The organism is Pseudomonas piscis (genome assembly GCF_009380155.1).
GTDB lineage: Bacteria > Pseudomonadota > Gammaproteobacteria > Pseudomonadales > Pseudomonadaceae > Aquipseudomonas > Aquipseudomonas piscis.
The window spans coordinates 1,205,353-1,223,014 of sequence record NZ_WHUV01000001.1; the positions used below are offsets into that span (position 1 = coordinate 1,205,353).

Consider the following 17,662-nt stretch of genomic DNA (forward strand, 5'->3'; position numbering starts at 1 on the left):
ACTGGCGCCCTATTTGAGGAGCGTTCCATGGTTGAAGATGTTGAACTGAATCGCCTCTACTGGCACAGCCGTCGCGGCATGCTCGAACTGGACGTGTTGCTGGTGCCGTTCGTCAAGGAGGTGTATCCGCATCTCAACGAAACGGATCGCCAGTGCTACCGCAACCTGCTCGAGTGCGAGGACCAGGACATGTTCGGCTGGTTCATGGAGCGCAGCGAATCCCCTGATCCCGAGTTGCAGCGCATGGTGCGCATGATCCTGGATCGTGTCCAACCCAAGTAAGCTGTTCGAGAGCCGCTGGCGGGCGTCCATGCAACTGCTGGCGGCTTATCTGTTGGCCCAGGCTTTCGCCCTGGGTGCCGTTTTTCTTCTCGATATCCCGCTTTTCGCCAAGCTCCTGGGGCTGTCGCTGTGCCTGTTGCACGCCGCCTGGGCGCTGCCTCGGCAAATCTTGTTGAGTCACCCCCGGGCCTTCACCCGCCTGCGTCACGGTGTCGCCGGCTGGCAGTTGTGGAACCGCGCCGGTGGCTGGCAGGCGGTGCAGTTGTGTCCCGATAGCCTGGCGCTGCCGTTGATCGTGGTATTGCGTTTTCGCCTGAAGGGCCGGCGCCGGATCCACTCCGTCTGCGTCCCGCGGGATGCGCAGGCGGCCGACGAGCATCGGCGCCTGCGGGTGCGGCTCAAGTTCGCTCGCGATAGGTGGGCGGCTGCAGAATAGTGTCCCGGGCCTCGGGGAGCATCTGCGGGTAGTCGAGGGTGTAGTGCAGGCCCCGGCTTTCCTTGCGGGCCATGGCCGAGAGAATCATCAGCTCGGCGACCTGGGCCAGGTTGCGCAGTTCGATCAGGTCGCGGCTGACCTTGTAGTTGCTGTAGAACTCGTCGATCTCGTCCAGGAGCAGGCGCACCCGGTGCTGTGCCCGTTGCAGGCGCTTGTTGGTGCGCACGATGCCCACGTAGTCCCACATGAACCGCCGCAGTTCATCCCAGTTGTGCGCGATGATCACGTCTTCGTCGGAATCGGTGACCTGGCTGGCATCCCAGGCGGGCAGGGCGATAGGCAAGGCGATCTGCGGCAGTTGCCGGAGGATGTCGGACGCCGCCGAGCGGGCATAGACGAAGCACTCGAGCAGCGAATTGCTGGCCATGCGGTTGGCCCCGTGCAGGCCGGTGAAGCTGGTCTCGCCGATGGCATAGAGACCTGGCACGTCGGTCTGGCCATGCTGGTCGACCATGACTCCGCCGCAGGTGTAGTGGGCCGCCGGCACCACCGGGATTGGCTGCCGGGTGATGTCGATGGAGAACTCCAGGCAACGTTCGTAGACCGTGGGGAAGTGGCTCTTGATGAAAGCTTGCGGTTTGTAGCTGATGTCCAGGTAGACGCAGTCGATACCCAGGCGCTTCATTTCATGGTCGATGGCCCGGGCGACGATGTCCCGGGGCGCCAGCTCGGCCCGCGGATCGAAGCGCTGCATGAAACGCTCGCCGTTGGGCAGCTTCAGGTGGGCGCCTTCGCCGCGCAGGGCTTCGGTCACCAGGAAGTTCTTGGCCTGCGGGTGGTACAGGCAGGTAGGGTGGAACTGGTTGAACTCCAGGTTGGCCACCCGGCAGCCTGCGCGCCAGGCCATGGCGATGCCGTCGCCGCAGGCACTGTCGGGGTTGCTGGTATAGAGGTAGACCTTGGCCGCGCCGCCAGAGGCGAGGATCACGAAGCGTGCACTGAAGGTGTCGACTTCACCGGTGGCGCGGTTGAGTACGTAGGCACCCAGGCAGCGCTCGCCCTCCAGGCCCAGGCGCTTCTCGGTGATCAGGTCGACCGCGACCCGCTGTTCCAGCAGTTCGATATTGGGATGCTGCCGGGCCTTGGCCAGCAAGGTGGTGAAGATGGCAGCGCCGGTGGCATCCGCGGCATGGATGATCCGCCGATGGCTGTGACCACCTTCACGAGTCAGGTGGAATTCGAAGCCGTTGTCATCGTTGCCGGCTTCTTCGTCACGGGTGAAGGGGACCCCCTGGTCGATCAGCCACTGGATCGCTTCTCGGCTATGTTCCACGGTGAAGCGCACAGCGTCTTCGTGGCACAGGCCGGCACCGGCATTGAGGGTGTCGTCGACATGGGACTCGACCGTGTCGGTGTCGTCCAGCACCGCAGCCACGCCGCCCTGGGCGCGATAGGTCGAGCCGTTGGCGAGGTTGCCCTTGCTCAGGACCGCAATCCGCAGGTGGCTGGGCAGGGTCAGGGCCAGGCTCAAGCCGGCGGCACCGCTGCCAATCACCAGAACATCGTGTTGAAACTGTTGGCTCATTTGAAGGATTCCGCTCAAAGCGACCCGGTACGGGGTTGGCGCAAGACGCCTGAATCGGCAAGTCAAAGCAGCCACACAGCCCACTAGTATATAGAGGGGGGGAGCGGCACAATAGCCGCGCCTGCATGGCATTGTGCGACTTCGCTGAGTAAAAGCGTTGCTCCCGGTCAGCCAGGGCTCAGGCCGCTACCAGGCCTGGCAGGGACGTTCGAGGGCACAGGGCTGTTTTTCTCTTTAGCGTTACACAAACTTCGTCCGGCACGGCTATAAAGATTGGGAACTTTTGCCAAGGCCCCAAACTCAATAGAAGGTTGCCTGAAAGAAGGGACAGCGTCGGTTTTATCCAGGGTTTTCAGCCTGTTTTCCAGGGGTGAAAATCGACGACAGGATTATTCGCGCAGCCGGCCTTGCCCGCGCTGCGTTTTTCGTGCGTGCCGGATCAGAGCCCGCAGGAAACTTGCTTGGAGGGGGAGAACTTTTGCGAAAAGCCCGAGTCTATGTTTGCAAGCCTGATCGATTAGTAGCGCAAGCCTCCTCCGAGCTTATCGAGGAGTGTTCATGCTAACCCAGGAAGAGGATCAGCAGCTGGTCGAGCGCGTTCAGCGTGGCGACAAGCGAGCGTTCGATCTGCTCGTGCTGAAGTACCAGCACAAAATTCTCGGGTTGATCGTGCGTTTCGTGCACGACACCCATGAAGCCCAGGATGTCGCACAGGAAGCCTTTATCAAGGCGTACCGTGCACTAGGTAATTTTCGTGGTGACAGCGCGTTCTATACGTGGCTTTACCGTATCGCCATCAATACGGCGAAAAACTATCTGGTTTCACGCGGCCGCCGGCCGCCGGATAGCGATGTCAGTTCTGAAGATGCGGAGTTCTATGACGGCGATCACGGCCTGAAGGATCTCGAATCACCGGAGCGTTCATTGCTACGGGATGAGATCGAGGGCACCGTCCATCGAACCATCCAGCAACTGCCTGAAGATTTGCGTACGGCTTTAACTTTACGTGAATTCGATGGTCTGAGTTACGAGGACATTGCCAGTGTCATGCAATGTCCGGTGGGTACCGTGCGCTCCCGGATTTTCCGCGCTCGGGAAGCCATCGATAAAGCCCTGCAGCCGTTGTTGCAGGAAACCTGAGACAGCGGCGACAGCCAAGAGAGGAACCGCCATGAGTCGTGAAGCCCTGCAGGAATCGCTGTCCGCGGTGATGGATAACGAAGCGGACGAACTGGAATTACGTCGGGTATTGAATGCCGTCGACGAAGTGGAAACCCGTGAGACCTGGGCTCGTTATCAAATCGCCCGGGCGGCCATGCACAAGGAGTTGCTGCTTCCACGCCTGGATATCGCCGCTGCCGTTTCTGCAGCCCTGGCTGATGAAGCCGTACCTGCCAAGGGTTCCCGTGGGCCATGGCGTAGCCTGGGTCGCCTGGCGGTAGCTGCCTCGGTGACCGTTGCGGTCCTGGCGGGTGTGCGCTTGTACAACCACGATGAGATCGCGGGTGTCGAGCTGGCTCAGCAGGCTGGCCAGCCCACCCTGGCCGCGCCACAGGTCAAAGGCCCAGCGGTATTGGCCGGCTACAATGAGAATTCGGAAGCCACTGGCCCCATGGCCAATGGCGTATTGCAAGGACAGCCAGGCTGGCATGACCAGCGTCTGCCCAGCTATCTGCGTCAGCATGCCCAGCAAGCTGCACTCAAAGGCACTGAAAGCGCATTGCCTTATGCTCGTGCGGCAAGCTTGGAAAACCGCTAAGGAGGATCATGCGCGCCATCCCTCTACTCTCGCTTCTGCTCAGTGGCTGGTTTGTGGTTCCAGCCCACGCCGACGAAGCCCAGGACTGGTTGCAGCGTCTTGGGCAAGCGGAACAGCAGCAAAGCTTCCAGGGCACCTTCGTTTACGAGCGTAACGGTAGTTTCTCTACCCATAACATCTGGCATCGTGTCCAGGATGGAAAGGTTCTCGAGCGTCTAGTCCAGCTCGATGGGTCTGCTCAAGAGGTAGTACGTGTCGATGGTCGCACCCAATGTGTCAGTGGCACGCTGGTGGCGGGGTTGGGAGATTCTCCCGACTCCGTAGCGCGTGCGCTGGATCCTCAGAAACTCAAGAATTGGTACGACCTTGCCGTCATCGGCAAGTCGCGGGTGGCAGGGCGTCCGGCGGTGATCGTCTCGGTCTCGCCGAAGGACCAGCACCGCTACGGCTTCGAGTTGCACCTGGATCGTGAAACCGGGCTACCGCTCAAGTCCTTGCTGCTCAACGACAAGGGGCAACTGCTCGAGCGCTTCCAGTTCACACGCCTGGATACCAGCGATGTTCCTGGAGATGCCGAGCTGCGTGCCACCGCCGATTGCAAGCCTGTCACCCTTGATAGTGACAAGGCTTCGGCAGTCAAGGCTGCACAAACCTGGCGTTCCGACTGGCTGCCGCCGGGCTTCGAGTTGACCAGCAGCAGTGCCCGCAAAGATCCGGAAACCAAGGTGATGGTCAACAGCCTGCTGTATGACGATGGCTTGGCACGGTTCTCTGTATTCCTCGAGCCGCTCAACGGTGCAACCGTCACCGACACCCGGACCCAGCTTGGGCCCACTGTGGCGGTATCGCGTCGCCTGACCACGCCCGATGGCGAGATGATGGTCACGGTAGTCGGGGAGATCCCGATCGGCACCGCCGAGCGTATTGCCTTGTCGATGCGTTCAGACTCTATCGCTAAGCAATGAAGCTTTATTGGTTGTGCAAGAGGTCAGTGATGGCTACTCCACAATTGAGAAGATGAAATGTTTGGCCAGCAAATTCATTTGCAAAATCCCCAGAGTTTTTTTATAGGTCAGAGCCTTTCGGTTCTGACCTTATTTGTCGTTCCTGGAACAAAACTGCCGCCCGCTTGGTGTCGGCGCTGTTCGTTCCCTATCGCTTAACCACGCTCGTCGTAACGGGAGCCGTATGTCGATACCACGCTTGAAGTCCTACTTCACCATCCTCGCCACTGTGCTGGTGCTTGGCCAGGCCGTTTCTGCCCAGGCGGCTGAACTGCCTGATTTCACCCAGCTGGTCGAGCAGGCATCGCCTGCGGTGGTGAACATCAGTACCACGCAGAAACTGCCTGATCGCCGGGTCTCTTCGGGTCCCATGCCCGACCTCGAAGGCCTGCCGCCGATGCTGCGGGAGTTCTTCGAGCGCGGCATGCCACCACAGCAGCGTTCTCCACGTGGGGACCGCCAGCGTGAAGCCCAGTCCCTGGGGTCGGGTTTCATCATCTCCCCGGATGGCTACATCCTGACCAACAACCACGTGATCGCCGACGCCGACGAGATCCTCGTGCGCCTGGCCGATCGCAGCGAATTGAAGGCCAAGCTGGTCGGTACCGATCCGCGCTCCGACGTGGCGTTGCTGAAAATCGACGGCAAGGACTTGCCCGTACTGAAGCTGGGCAAATCCCAGGATCTGAAGGCCGGCCAATGGGTCGTGGCCATTGGCTCGCCGTTCGGCTTCGACCATACCGTGACCCAGGGCATCGTCAGCGCCATCGGTCGCAGCCTGCCGAACGAAAACTATGTGCCGTTCATCCAGACCGACGTGCCAATCAACCCGGGTAACTCCGGCGGCCCGCTGTTCAACCTGGCGGGCGAGGTCGTGGGGATCAACTCGCAGATCTACACCCGTTCCGGCGGCTTCATGGGCGTGTCCTTCGCTATCCCGATCGATGTGGCCATGGACGTTTCCTCCCAGCTCAAGGCGGGTGGCAAGGTCAGCCGTGGCTGGCTCGGCGTGGTGATCCAGGAGGTCAACAAGGACCTGGCCGAGTCTTTCGGTCTGGAGAAGCCTGCCGGTGCGCTGGTCGCGCAGATCCAGGATGATGGCCCGGCTGCCAAGGGTGGCCTGCAGGTGGGAGATGTGATCCTCAGCCTCAATGGCCAGCCGATCGTCATGTCCGCCGACTTGCCGCATCTGGTCGGTGCGCTGAAAGCCGGCGCCAAGGCCAACCTGGAAGTGATCCGTGACGGCAAGCGCAAGACTGTCGAGCTGACCGTCGGCGCTATCCCTGAAGAAGACAAGGATCTGAGCCAATTGTCCAAGTCCGGCGTCGAGCGCAGCAGCAACCGCTTGGGCGTGGCCGTGGTCGAACTCAGCGCGGAACAGAAGAAAGCCTTTGATCTCAAGGGCGGCGTGGTGATCAAGGAAGTACAGGACGGCCCTGCAGCGCTTATCGGCCTGCAGCCCGGCGATGTGATCACTCACTTGAACAACCAGGCGATCAGCTCGACGAAGGAATTCACCGAAATCGCCAAGGCGCTGCCGAAGAACCGCTCGGTTTCCATGCGCGTATTGCGCCAGGGACGAGCCAGCTTCATTACCTTCAAGCTGGCTGAGTAACTCGCCAGCTCCAGGCCTCGCCCAATAAAAAGCCCGCCTCACAAGAGGCGGGCTTTTTTATTGTGTCGTCCAGGGTCAGCGCATCATGTCCTTGATCATCTGTTCCTGATCCATCATCTCGCGCTGGCGAGCATCGATCCGTGACGACAGTGGGAAATTGCTGCCGGCGCGGCGCTTGGCGAAATCCAACTGCTGGATGGCCTGGCCATAGTCCCCCACCAAGGCGAAATACTCGGCGCGTGCCTGGTGCAGGCCGATGATGTTGCCGGACAGGCCGCGGGTTTCCGCCACCAGGTACCAGACGTCCGGATCGTCGGGGCGGCTCTTGAGCAGACTTTCCAGAGCCTTTTCCGCATCGGCCGGACGATTCTGCTTGAGCAGCAGGTCGACCCGGATCTGATGCAGCGGATAGTTGTTCGGATATTGGCCGAGCAAGCGCTCCACTCGCGCCTGTGCGTCCGGCAGGCGATTGCTGTTCATGTCCAGCTCGATCTGGGCCAGGTTGTAGGTGATGTCATTGGCCGATTTGGCCAGTAACGGCTTGAGGTTCTCCCGGGCTTCGTTCCACTGGCTGCCCTTGATCTGGGCGATGGCCAGGCCGTAGCGCGCAATGTCGTTCTTTGGATTTTCGTCGAGCTGGGCGCGGAAGCGCTTGGCAGCCAGGCCGGGCGATTCCTCATAGTTCAGTTGCACCCGTGCGCGGATCAGTTGGTAGCGCAGGCTATCCTCGATGCCGCCGGGCTTGGCTTGTTCGGCACGGTTGCGAGTGTCGGCGATCCGCGACTCGGTGACCGGGTGAGTCAGGAGGAACTCCGGTGGCTTGGCGTCGAAGCGGTATTGGCGCATCAGGCGTTCGAACATGGTGGGCATCGAGCGCGGATCGTAGCCAGCCTTCTCCAGGTTGAGGATGCCGATCCGGTCGGCTTCCTGCTCGTTTTGCCGAGAGAAGCGTCGCTGCTCCTGGATCGCCGCGGCCTGGGTGCCGGCGATGGCGGCGATCCCGGCGTCACCGGCACCGGTGGCGGCAATCACGATGCCGGCCAGCAGGGCGGCCATCATCGGCACCTGCATCCGGCGTTGCGCCTCGACACCACGGGCGAAGTGGCGCTGGGAAAGGTGCGCCAGCTCGTGGGCCAATACCGAGACATATTCACCCTCGGTCTGGGCGTTGAGGAACAGCCCGCCGTTGACGCCGACTATTCCGCCCGGTGCGGCGAATGCGTTGAGCTGGGGGCTGTTGATCAGGATGAATTCCAGGCGCCGGTCGTTGACCTGGCTGGTCTCCACCAGCTTGTAGACGCTGGTTTCGACGTAGTCCTTGAGTTGTGGATCACTCAGTTGCGAGACCTGGCTGCGAAGCAAGGACAGCCAGGCCCGGCCCAGCTGGTATTCCTGTTGTGGAGAGACAATGGCTGAACTGGCGTCGCCAAGTGACGGCAGGTCGTCGGCGAAGCCCGGTGAGGCGAGCAGGCAAGCGAGCGTCAGCAGAGTAGGGCGCAACAAATTCATGCACAGAGCCTTAATCGACAAAGGCTCTACTGTAGCTGGACACCTGTCCGGGAGCCAGACAAGGCTGGTGAAAACTCTGAAGGGACAAAGGTGCTTTTCGGCAAATTACTGCGTCTACGTCTGTAGGCCTTTGGCGCGCTGGATTTTTGCGCCTGCTGGTTATCGGCTGCCTGGTCCCTCGGGGTATCCTAGCGCCCTTGCATTTACCTCCGGAGTAACACCATGACCGATGTCGTCGCCCATGATGCCGAGTTGGACGCCAGCGGGCTGAACTGCCCGTTGCCGCTGCTCAAGGCCAAGATGGAGCTCAATCGCCTGGCCAGTGGTGCGGTGCTCAAGGTCATTGCCACCGATGCCGGCTCCCAGCGCGACTTCCGCACCTTCGCCCGCCTGGCCGGTCATACGCTGCTGCGCGAAGAGGACGAGGCGGGAGTCTATCGCTACTGGTTGAAAAAGGCCTGACGCCGTTCACCGCTTTCATCTTAAGGATCACTGATGTTCAAAGTGCTACGCGACTGGATACAGCGCTATTTCTCGGACGAAGAGGCGGTGGTGCTGGCTGTCTTGCTGTTCCTGGCCTTCACTGCCGTACTGACCCTGGGCGGCATGCTCGCGCCGGTGCTGGCGGGCATGGTCCTGGCTTACCTGATGCAGGGGCTGGTGGTGAGCCTGGAGCGCCTGCGGTTGCCGGGTGGCGCCGCAGTGGGGCTGGTGTTCGCCCTGTTCATGGGAGTGTTGCTGCTGTTCATCCTGGTGGTGGTGCCGCTGCTCTGGCATCAGTTGATCACCTTGTTCAACGAGCTCCCGGGCATGCTTGCCAAGTGGCAATCGTTATTGTTGCTGTTGCCCGAGCGCTATCCGCACCTGGTGTCCGACGAGCAAGTGCTGCAGGCCATCGAGGTGGCGCGGGGCGAGATCGGCAAGTTCGGGCAATGGGCTCTGACGTTCTCGCTATCGAGCCTGCCGTTGCTGGTGAACATCATGATCTACCTGGTGCTGGTGCCGATCCTGGTGTTCTTCTTCCTCAAGGACCGGGCCATGATCAGTCGTTGGGTCATCGGCTACCTGCCACGGGAGCGGACACTGATCACCCGCGTGGCCCATGAGATGAACCGGCAGATCGCCAACTACATCCGCGGCAAGGTCATCGAGATCGTCATCTGCGGTGGTGTTACTTATATCGCTTTCGTCACCCTGGGCCTGAACTACGCGGCGCTGTTGGCGTTGCTGGTGGGAATCTCGGTGGTGGTGCCCTATGTCGGCGCGGTGGTGGTGACGGTGCCGGTGGCGTTGATCGCCCTGTTCCAGTGGGGGTGGAGCGACCAGTTCATCTACCTGATGGCGGTCTACGGGATCATCCAGACCCTGGATGGCAACGTGCTGGTGCCGCTGCTGTTCTCCGGGGCGGTGAACCTGCATCCGGTGGCGATCATCTGCGCGGTACTGTTGTTCGGCGGGCTCTGGGGCTTCTGGGGGATCTTCTTCGCGATTCCCCTGGCCACCCTGTTCAAGGCCGTGCTGGATGCCTGGCCGAGGAAGGACCCGATGGTGGCGCCACTGCTATAGCGGTGGAGCAGATGCAAGCGGGGCGGCTGATCGGCCGCCCCGTTGGTTTCAGGCCTTGCTCAGGGCCTGGGCTGCGGCCAATACCGCATCGACATGGCCCGGGACCTTCACTGCGCGCCATTCCTGGCGCAGCACACCGTCCTTGTCGATGAGGAAGGTGCTGCGGTCCACACCCATGTATTCCTTGCCATAGAGCTTTTTCAGCTTGATCACGTCGAACAGCTGGCAGACGGACTCGTCCTTGTCGCTGATCAGTTCGAACGGGAACTCCTGCTTGCACTTGAAGTTCTCGTGGGACTTCAAGCCGTCGCGGGAGATACCGAAGATCTCGGTATTGGCCGCCTGGAAGGCCTTGTACTGGTCGCGAAAGCCCTGGCCTTCGGTGGTGCAGCCCGGGGTGCTGTCCTTGGGGTAGAAATACAGCACCACCTGCTTGCCCTTGAGGCTGGACAGGCTGACGGTCTGGCCGCTGGTGGCGGGGGCCTGGAAATCGGCGACGGGTTGGTCGATAGCTACGGCCATGGGGGATTCCTTACATGGGGTTCTGTGGGCGCCAGGGTTCGATCAGGGCGTCGAGGTTCATGGCGTCGGCGAAATCCAGGAACTGGTCGCGCAGCCAACTGATCTGGGTCCCGGCGGGCAGGGTCACGGTAAAGGTGGCATTGAGCATGGTGCCGCCGGTCTGTGGTGCCTGGTAGGTATCGCAGGTCAGGTTTTCCAGCTCCACATGGTGGTCGATGAAGAACTGGCACAGCTCGTTGATGATGTCCGGGCGGTAGGCCGCACTGACATAGGCCACATAAGGCAGGGCCTGTGGGCGGTTCTCCAGGGCCGCGCTGCGCACCACGTTGGCGGTGAAGGCGTGCTTCTTGGCCAGGAAGGGCAGGTTGCTCTCCAGGCGTGCCAGGGCATCCCAGCTGCCGGAGACCTCCAGCACCAGCGCGCTGCACTCGCCGTGCCGGGTCAGGCGCGAGGTCACCACGGCGCAGCGGTTTTCATGGCTGGCGCGGCACAGGACGTTGGTCAGCTCCATGGGGTTGGCGCCGAGGGCACTGATGACAAGGAATTGTTCGCGAACTGTGGGGGTGGACATGCAGCGTTCCTAAAGCGATGAGCGGTCGATACTTTCAACAAGCCTGGGCCGGGCAAGCGTCGCCGGTGGCCTTCCGAAGTCCTGGACCACAAGCCGGTGGCGGGCCCCGGGATCCATGGAATCGAGGCAGGCAACGCGGGAATGGGGCTTTGGGGAAGCGGCAGGCAGGCGATAACCCGGCCCATGTGCTTATCAAGTAGCAATCAAAGGCTGAAGGGTAGCGAAAACCATCGCTCAGGGGAATGCTCAGGGTGCGGGACTTCGCTTGTGCAAGGAACTTGGCGCCAGTACCATTACGGCTCTCTTTTTCCGGCAGGAGCGGTTGCATGATTGCGGGCAGTATGGTGGCACTGGTCACACCCATGGATGCACAGGGGAATCTCGACTGGGACAGCCTGAGCAAACTGGTGGACTTCCACCTGCAAGAGGGCACCAACGCCATCGTGGCGGTCGGCACCACTGGCGAGTCGGCGACCTTGGACGTCGATGAGCACATCGAGGTGATTCGCCGGGTAGTCGACCAGGTGGCGGGGCGCATCCCGGTGATCGCCGGCACTGGCGCCAACTCGACACGCGAAGCGATCGAACTGACCACCAATGCGAAGATCGCCGGCGCCGATGCCTGCCTGCTGGTGACCCCGTACTACAACAAGCCGACCCAGGAAGGCCTGTACCAGCACTTCCGCACCATCGCCGAAGCCGTCGACATCCCGCAGATCCTCTACAACGTGCCAGGCCGCACCGCTTGCGACATGCAGGCCGAGACCGTGGTCCGCCTGTCCACCGTGAAGAACATCATCGGCATCAAGGAAGCCACTGGCGACTTGGAGCGTGCCAAGGCCATCCTGGCCGGTGTACGTAGCGATTTCCTGGTGTACTCCGGCGATGACGCCACAGCCGTGGAGCTGATCCTGCTGGGTGGCAAGGGCAATATCTCGGTGACCGCCAACGTCGCGCCGAAGGCCATGAGCCAGATGTGCGCTGCGGCCATGGCTGGCGATGCTGCCAAGGCCCGGGCGATCCACGAGACCCTGATGCCGCTGAACAAGACTCTTTTCATCGAATCCAACCCTATTCCCGTGAAATGGGCCCTGCACGAGATGGGCTTGATGCCGGACGGTATCCGTCTGCCGCTCACCTGGCTCAGTGCCGCCTGTCACGAACCGCTGCGGCAGGCCATGCGCCAGTCCGGCGTATTGGTTTAATTGAGGAAGTACAACGCATGAAGCGAATGGCCGGACTTTCCGCACTTGCCTTGATTATCTCCAGCACCAGTGGCTGCGGTTGGATCTGGGGCCCGGAAGGCTACTTCCGTGACCGGGGTAGCGATTACCTGCAAGCGCAACAAACTGCACCGATGCAACTGCCGCCGGATATCCAGACCTCCAAGCGTCTGGATCCGCTGCTGCCGATCCCGCGTAACGTTGCCGACGATAACGTCAAGGGCGAGTACGAAGTGCCTCGTCCACAACCGCTGTCGGCCATTGCCGATTCCAGCGACTACAGCCTGCAGAAGAGCGGCGATTCCCGTTGGGTCATGGCCCAGCATCCACCGGCCGAGGTCTGGCCAGTGGCGGTACAGTTCTTCCAGGACAACGGTTTCCGCCTGGATCAACAGCGCCCGCAGACTGGCGAGTTCACCACTGCCTGGCAGCGTTCCGACGAACTCTCCGCCGCCGTGGCCAAGCGCCTGGGCAGCGCCGGCGTCGCCGCCGATAGCGAGACCCGGGTACGGGTACGCATCGAGCCGGGCGTACAGCGCAACACCAGTGAAGTCTATGTGGTCAGTGCCGAGCGTCCTGCCGGTAGCACCGCCGATGTGGAGTTCACCAATCGTTCGGTCAACACCGGCCTGGACGCTGCGCTGGTGGATGACCTGCTGGCCAGCATGAGCCGTACCTCCGAGAAGGGTGGCTCGGTATCCCTGCTGGCGGCCCGTGATTTCGACGCTCCGAGCCGTGTCAGCCTCAGCGAGGACGGCAGCGGCAACCCGGTGCTGAACCTGGGTGCCGACCTGGATCGAGCCTGGTCCAGCGTGGGTCGTGCCCTGGAGCAGGGTGAATGGCGGGTCGAAGACATCAACCGCAGCCTGGGCCTGTACTACATCAACCTGGCGGAGAAGGCCGAGAAAAAGAACGACGAGCCGGGCTTCTTCGGCAAGTTGTTCGGCAGCAAGCCAGCCAAGGAAGAGATCGAGGCCCGTGCCGAGCGTTATCAGGTACGCCTGAGCAAGGTGGGCGAGAACGTCCAGGTCACCGTCGAGAAGAACATCAACACCGTGGCGCCCGCCGATGTGGCGCGCAAGGTGCTGGGGATGATTCAGGACAACCTGGGCTGATTGGATGCGTTTCGCCGTTCTCGGCAGCGGTAGCCAGGGTAATGGCACCCTGATCGCCAGCGGCGATACGCATGTACTGGTGGATTGTGGTTTCTCCCTGCGGGAAACCGAGCGGCGCCTGTTGCGCCTGGGCGTCGCCCCGGAGCAACTGAGCGCCATCCTGGTGACCCACGAACATGCCGACCATGTGCATGGCGTGGGTTTGCTGTCTCGGCGCTACAATCTTCCGGTCTACCTCAGTCAGGGAACCTTGCGTGGAATGCGCAAGCCAGTGGCGGCCATGGGCTTCGTGCAGGGTGGCGAGCGATTGCAGATCGGTGAGCTGCGTATCGACGTGATCGGTGTCGCCCATGATGCCCTGGAACCTACGCAGTTCGTCTTCAGCGATGGCCGGCGGCGCTTCGGCCTGCTGACCGATCTCGGTTCCTACGGTTCCGAGGTGTTGGACGGCTACCGCGGGCTGGATGCCCTGATGATCGAGGCCAATCATTGCCAGGAAATGCTAGCGCGGGGTCATTACCCGTATTTCCTCAAGCAGCGTGTCGGTGGTGACCTGGGACATTTGAACAACCAGCAGGCTGCAAGCCTGGTGGCCGAATTGGGATGGCAGGGCTTGCAACATCTGGTCCTGGCTCATCTGAGCAGCAAGAACAACCTGCCGCAGCTGGCCCGGCAATGTTTTGTCGACACCCTCGGGTGCGACCCGGACTGGCTGCAACTGGCCGATCAAGATTCAGGGCTCGACTGGCACCACATCGCCTAGCCCACCTACTTAGCAAGCGGAGCCCATCATGGAAAAACGTGAAGAACTCTACCGCGGCAAAGCCAAATCGGTTTACAAGACCGATGACGCCGACCGCCTGGTCCTGCTGTTTCGCAACGACACCTCGGCGTTCGACGGCAAGCGCATCGAGCAGTTGGATCGCAAGGGGATGGTGAACAACAAGTTCAACGCCTTCATCATGCAAAAACTCGAAGCTGCCGGCGTGCCGACCCAGTTCGACAAGCTGCTGAGCGACAACGAATGCCTGGTGAAGAAGCTGGACATGATTCCGGTTGAGTGCGTAGTGCGCAACTACGCCGCCGGTAGCCTGGTCAAGCGCTTGGGTGTGGAAGAGGGCATGAAGCTCAATCCCTACACCTTCGAACTGTTCCTCAAGGACGACGCCAAGGGCGATCCCTTCATCAACGAATCCCACGTGGTGGCATTCGGCTGGGGCACCGCTGAACAGCTGGCCCGCATGAAGGAACTGTCGCTCAAGGTCAACGAGGTCCTGGGCAAGCTGTTCGACGACGCCGGCCTGCTGCTGGTGGACTTCAAGCTGGAGTTCGGCGTGTTCAGCGACGGTTCCATCGTCCTGGGTGACGAGTTCAGCCCGGATGGCTGCCGCCTGTGGGACAAGGACACCAAGAAGAAGATGGACAAGGACCGCTTCCGCCAGGGCCTCGGTGATGTGATCGAGGCCTACGAAGAAGTGGCCCAGCGCCTCGGCGTACCGCTGTAATCGACGCAAGCATCTGATAGCACGGAAAAAATTTGCCTAGGGGGCTTCGCTTCCGGCAAAGGTGCTGTTATGATGCGCGCCGTTGGAGAGATGCCAGAGTGGCCGAATGGGACGGATTCGAAATCCGTTGTACCTTCGCGGGTACCTAGGGTTCGAATCCCTATCTCTCCGCCATTATTGAACAAGACTAAGCCCCTGAAATCGCTAAGGTTTCAGGGGCTTTTTCGTTTTTATGCCTTTTACCCTGTCCCTCGGCTTACTCCAAGGCGCACGCAAGCCCCTACGCTGAATTTCAAGCGGACCTGCATTGAGTGTTTGACATATTTGATTTGTGATCACATATTGTCGGCACAAGAATCACAATACAGGTACGCCCCATGTCCGAAGGTCCAATCCCTCTTCCTACGTTGCGTCAGGTTTCGCGCGATACCTTGCAAGAGCAGGTGTACCGGCAAATCCGCGAGGCCTTGATGAGTGGCCGTTTCCAGCCCGGTCAGAAGTTGACCATCCGTGGCCTGGCCGAAGCCTTGGGCTCCAGCCCTATGCCGGTGCGAGAGGCTCTGCAGCGCCTGAGTGCGGAAAATGCCTTTGAAGTCACCGAGACTTCTCGCCTACGGGTACGAATGATGACCGTGGAACGTCTGCGGGAGATTCGTGATGCCCGGGTGGCCTTGGAGGGGCTGCTGGCAGAGAAGGCGGTGCAGCACATGCAGCAAGGCGACATGCAGGAGATCGCCGAACTCTGCCGGCAGATGCGCAAAGCCGCCGATGAAGTGGATGTTTCCCGCTACCTATGGACCAACTTCGCCTTCCATCGGCGTATCTACGCCGTGGCTCGCGCCGAGCTGACCATGGCTGCGGTGGAGAACTTCTGGTTGCACATGGGGCCTTGTTTCGCCCTGGTGGCCCCCGACAAGGTTCACCTGCAGCGTTCCATGGAGGCCCACGACCGGATCGTCGCGGCCCTGGCGGCCGCTGATGCGCCTGCTGCCCGAGCAGCGGTCACCGACGACATCATGCAGGCCGCCGACTCCCTGGCCCGTTTGCTGGCCAAGACCTCCAAGGCTGTGGCCAAAGGAGGTCGGGCATGAGCGTCCTGCAACGTTTGCAGCCTTATCCGGGCCTGCGGGTAATGATTTCCGGTGGTGCGGCGGGTATCGGCGAAGTGCTCGCCCGTGCCTATCTCGAAGCTGGGGCCGAGGTCCATGTATGCGATGTCAGCGAGGCGGCCTTGGCGGCGTTTCGCGACCGCCATCCCCAGGCTTTGGCCAGCCGGGCCGATGTCGGTGATCCGCAGCAGATCGAGGCGTTGTTCCAACTGCAGGTCCAGCGCTTCGGCGGCCTGGATGTGCTGGTCAACAACGCCGGTATCGCCGGGCCCACCGCGGGTATCGATGCGGTCAGCGATGCCGACTGGCAACGCACCATCGATATCAATCTAACTGCCCAGTACCGTTTTGCCCATCATGCCGTGCCTTTGCTCAAGGCCTCGAGCAATGCCCACCTTTTGCATATCGCCTCGGTGGCCGGACGCCTGGGTTATGCCTGGCGCACTCCATATGCGGCGACCAAATGGGCGATCGTCGGCTTGATGAAGTCCCTGGCCGCCGAGCTCGGCGCCAGCGATATCCGGGTCAATGCCCTGTTGCCGGGGATCGTCGAGGGACCGCGCATGGACGCGGTGATCCAGGCCCGGGCCGAACAGACCGGGACCCCCGTCGCGCAGATGCGCCAGCAGTATCTGGATAAAATTTCCCTCAAGCGCATGGTCAGCGCCGAGGACGTGGCCGCCATGGCGCTATTCCTCTGTTCGCCGGCGGCCCGCAACGTCACCGGCCAGGCCATCAGCGTCGACGGTAACGTCGAGTACCTCTAGCAGGCCGTACATGCGGCCAACCCTGCCGAAGGACTCGGCGGCGGATTTCATCAGCGACACCCTGGGATTTTTTTCTTCAAGAATAAAAGTCGGAGTACCGTCATGCCCGGAAAAACCCCTGTCATCATCACCTGTGCCGTCACCGGGGCGATCCATACCCCGTCCATGTCACCGCACCTGCCGGTTACCGCCGGGCAAATCGCCGCAGAAGCCATCGCCGCTGCCGAGGCCGGCGCCGCCATCGTCCACCTGCACGCCCGGGACCCTGAGGATGGGCGGCCGAGCCAGGACCCGGAGCTGTTCCGACGCTTCCTGCCACAGATCAAGTCGGCCAGCGACGTAGTGATCAACTTGACCACCGGCGGAGCGCCGACCATGGGGGTCGAAGAGCGCCTGCAACCGGTGCTGGAGTTCAAGCCGGAACTGGCTTCGCTGAACATGGGGTCGATGAACTTCGGCCTGTACGAAATGCTCAACCGCTTCACCGAGTTCAAGCACGACTGGGAGCGTCCGTACCTGGAAGAGAGCGACGATCGGATCTTCCGCAATACCTTCCGCGATATTGCGCACATCCTCAGCGCTTGTGCGCAAAACCGTACGCGCTTCGAGATCGAGTGCTACGACATCGGCCACCTCTATACCGCGGCCCATTTCCTTGAGCGCGGCTTGCTCAAGGCGCCGCTGTTCATCCAGTCGGTGTTCGGCCTGCGGGGCGGGATCGGCGGTCATCCCGAGGACCTGGCCCATATGCGGCGCACCGCCGATCGCCTGTTCGGCGAGGACTATCACTGGTCGATTCTTGGCGCCGGACGCAACCAGATCCCCCTGGGGACCATGGGCCTGGCCATGGGCAGCCATGTCCGGGTGGGCCTGGAGGACTCGCTCTGGGATGGTCCGGGCAAGCTGGCCGCCAGCAATGCCGATCAGGTGCGGCGCATCCGCACGGTGATCGAGGCCTTGGGCGGCCGTGTGGCGACGCCGGATGAAGCCCGGGCCATGCTCGGGCTCAAGGGGCGCGACCAGGTCGCTTTCTAGGCGGCACATCCAGCCTGGGCGGAGCCTGTCCGCCCATCCCGCACAACAACAATAAAGGG

19 protein-coding genes and 1 tRNA gene are annotated in these 17,662 nt (G+C 61.6%); 16 read left to right on the forward strand and 4 right to left on the reverse strand.

The window, feature by feature from the left end; all coding sequences use genetic code 11:
* Nucleotides 1–27: 27 nt before the first annotated feature.
* Complete coding sequence (locus GDH07_RS05710) at nt 28–282, forward strand: FAD assembly factor SdhE (RefSeq protein ID WP_022642859.1); 255 nt, start codon at nt 28–30, stop codon at nt 280–282.
* Nucleotides 266–718 carry a protein YgfX gene (locus GDH07_RS05715; protein ID WP_343038175.1) on the forward strand — a complete coding sequence of 151 codons (453 nt, stop codon included), beginning with the start codon at nt 266–268 and terminating at the stop codon, nt 716–718. Before GDH07_RS05710 ends, GDH07_RS05715 begins: the two co-directional genes overlap by 17 nt.
* Here the strand turns inward: GDH07_RS05715 and nadB are convergent.
* Nucleotides 681–2,303 carry an L-aspartate oxidase gene (gene nadB / locus GDH07_RS05720; RefSeq protein ID WP_152896894.1) on the reverse strand — a complete coding sequence of 541 codons (1,623 nt, stop codon included), beginning with the start codon at nt 2,301–2,303 and terminating at the stop codon, nt 681–683. The genes GDH07_RS05715 and nadB overlap by 38 nt on opposite strands.
* A 558-nt stretch (nt 2,304–2,861) precedes the next feature.
* Here nadB and rpoE point away from each other — a divergent pair.
* From rpoE to GDH07_RS05740, 4 genes are all read left to right on the forward strand, one after another.
* Nucleotides 2,862–3,443: an RNA polymerase sigma factor RpoE/AlgU gene (gene rpoE, locus GDH07_RS05725; protein WP_022642864.1), complete on the forward strand. Its 582-nt coding sequence runs from the start codon at nt 2,862–2,864 to the stop codon at nt 3,441–3,443.
* Between the two features lie 31 nt (nt 3,444–3,474).
* Complete coding sequence (locus GDH07_RS05730) at nt 3,475–4,062, forward strand: sigma-E factor negative regulatory protein (protein ID WP_022642865.1); 588 nt, start codon at nt 3,475–3,477, stop codon at nt 4,060–4,062.
* A gap of 8 nt (nt 4,063–4,070) precedes the next feature.
* On the forward strand, nt 4,071–5,027 hold the full coding sequence (locus GDH07_RS05735; RefSeq protein WP_031321102.1) for a MucB/RseB C-terminal domain-containing protein: 957 nt from the start codon (nt 4,071–4,073) through the stop codon (nt 5,025–5,027).
* A 223-nt stretch (nt 5,028–5,250) separates the two neighbouring features.
* The gene (locus GDH07_RS05740; RefSeq protein WP_152896895.1) at nt 5,251–6,681 is read left to right on the forward strand and encodes a DegQ family serine endoprotease; all 1,431 of its coding nucleotides are present in this window, start codon (nt 5,251–5,253) and stop codon (nt 6,679–6,681) included.
* Between the two features lie 75 nt (nt 6,682–6,756).
* Here the strand turns inward: GDH07_RS05740 and GDH07_RS05745 are convergent, their stop codons facing one another.
* Nucleotides 6,757–8,190, reverse strand: coding sequence for a M48 family metalloprotease (locus GDH07_RS05745; protein ID WP_031321103.1), 1,434 nt, complete (start codon nt 8,188–8,190; stop codon nt 6,757–6,759).
* Between the two features lie 222 nt (nt 8,191–8,412).
* On the opposite strand from GDH07_RS05745, the gene GDH07_RS05750 reads away from it, so the two are divergent.
* On the forward strand, nt 8,413–8,652 hold the full coding sequence (locus tag GDH07_RS05750; RefSeq protein ID WP_011059792.1) for a sulfurtransferase TusA family protein: 240 nt from the start codon (nt 8,413–8,415) through the stop codon (nt 8,650–8,652).
* Between the two features lie 33 nt (nt 8,653–8,685).
* Complete coding sequence (locus tag GDH07_RS05755) at nt 8,686–9,756, forward strand: AI-2E family transporter (protein ID WP_022642870.1); 1,071 nt, start codon at nt 8,686–8,688, stop codon at nt 9,754–9,756.
* A gap of 48 nt (nt 9,757–9,804) precedes the next feature.
* On the opposite strand, the gene GDH07_RS05760 is transcribed toward GDH07_RS05755, so the two are convergent.
* Together GDH07_RS05760 and GDH07_RS05765 are read right to left on the reverse strand one after the other, a co-directional pair.
* Nucleotides 9,805–10,278 (reverse strand): peroxiredoxin, encoded by a 474-nt coding sequence (locus tag GDH07_RS05760; RefSeq protein ID WP_053135301.1) that lies wholly within the window; start codon nt 10,276–10,278, stop codon nt 9,805–9,807.
* Nucleotides 10,279–10,288: 10 nt separating this feature from the next.
* Nucleotides 10,289–10,849 carry a glycine cleavage system transcriptional repressor gene (locus GDH07_RS05765; protein WP_022642872.1) on the reverse strand — a complete coding sequence of 187 codons (561 nt, stop codon included), beginning with the start codon at nt 10,847–10,849 and terminating at the stop codon, nt 10,289–10,291.
* Between the two features lie 326 nt (nt 10,850–11,175).
* Between GDH07_RS05765 and dapA the strand changes: the two genes are divergently transcribed.
* The 8 genes from dapA to kce all read left to right on the forward strand — a co-directional run bounded on the left by dapA (nt 11,176) and on the right by kce (nt 17,603).
* Nucleotides 11,176–12,054, forward strand: coding sequence for a 4-hydroxy-tetrahydrodipicolinate synthase (dapA, locus tag GDH07_RS05770; RefSeq protein WP_152896896.1), 879 nt, complete (start codon nt 11,176–11,178; stop codon nt 12,052–12,054).
* A gap of 17 nt (nt 12,055–12,071) precedes the next feature.
* Nucleotides 12,072–13,187 (forward strand): outer membrane protein assembly factor BamC, encoded by a 1,116-nt coding sequence (gene bamC, locus GDH07_RS05775; protein ID WP_031321104.1) that lies wholly within the window; start codon nt 12,072–12,074, stop codon nt 13,185–13,187.
* A gap of 4 nt (nt 13,188–13,191) precedes the next feature.
* Nucleotides 13,192–13,950 (forward strand): MBL fold metallo-hydrolase, encoded by a 759-nt coding sequence (locus tag GDH07_RS05780; protein WP_152896897.1) that lies wholly within the window; start codon nt 13,192–13,194, stop codon nt 13,948–13,950.
* Between the two features lie 28 nt (nt 13,951–13,978).
* A complete protein-coding gene (purC, locus tag GDH07_RS05785) occupies nt 13,979–14,692 on the forward strand; it encodes a phosphoribosylaminoimidazolesuccinocarboxamide synthase (protein ID WP_022642876.1) in 714 nt (237 codons plus the stop codon).
* 84 nt (nt 14,693–14,776) lie between these two features.
* Nucleotides 14,777–14,866: transfer RNA gene (locus GDH07_RS05790), tRNA-Ser, on the forward strand.
* A 203-nt stretch (nt 14,867–15,069) separates the two neighbouring features.
* Nucleotides 15,070–15,783, forward strand: coding sequence for a GntR family transcriptional regulator (locus tag GDH07_RS05795; protein ID WP_152896898.1), 714 nt, complete (start codon nt 15,070–15,072; stop codon nt 15,781–15,783).
* A complete protein-coding gene (locus tag GDH07_RS05800; RefSeq protein ID WP_022642880.1) occupies nt 15,780–16,568 on the forward strand; it encodes an SDR family oxidoreductase in 789 nt (262 codons plus the stop codon). The genes GDH07_RS05795 and GDH07_RS05800 overlap by 4 nt, the downstream gene beginning before the upstream one ends.
* 102 nt (nt 16,569–16,670) lie before the next feature.
* On the forward strand, nt 16,671–17,603 hold the full coding sequence (gene kce, locus GDH07_RS05805) for a 3,5-dioxohexanoate:acetyl-CoA acetone transferase (RefSeq protein ID WP_022642881.1): 933 nt from the start codon (nt 16,671–16,673) through the stop codon (nt 17,601–17,603).
* Nucleotides 17,604–17,662: the final 59 nt, after the last annotated feature.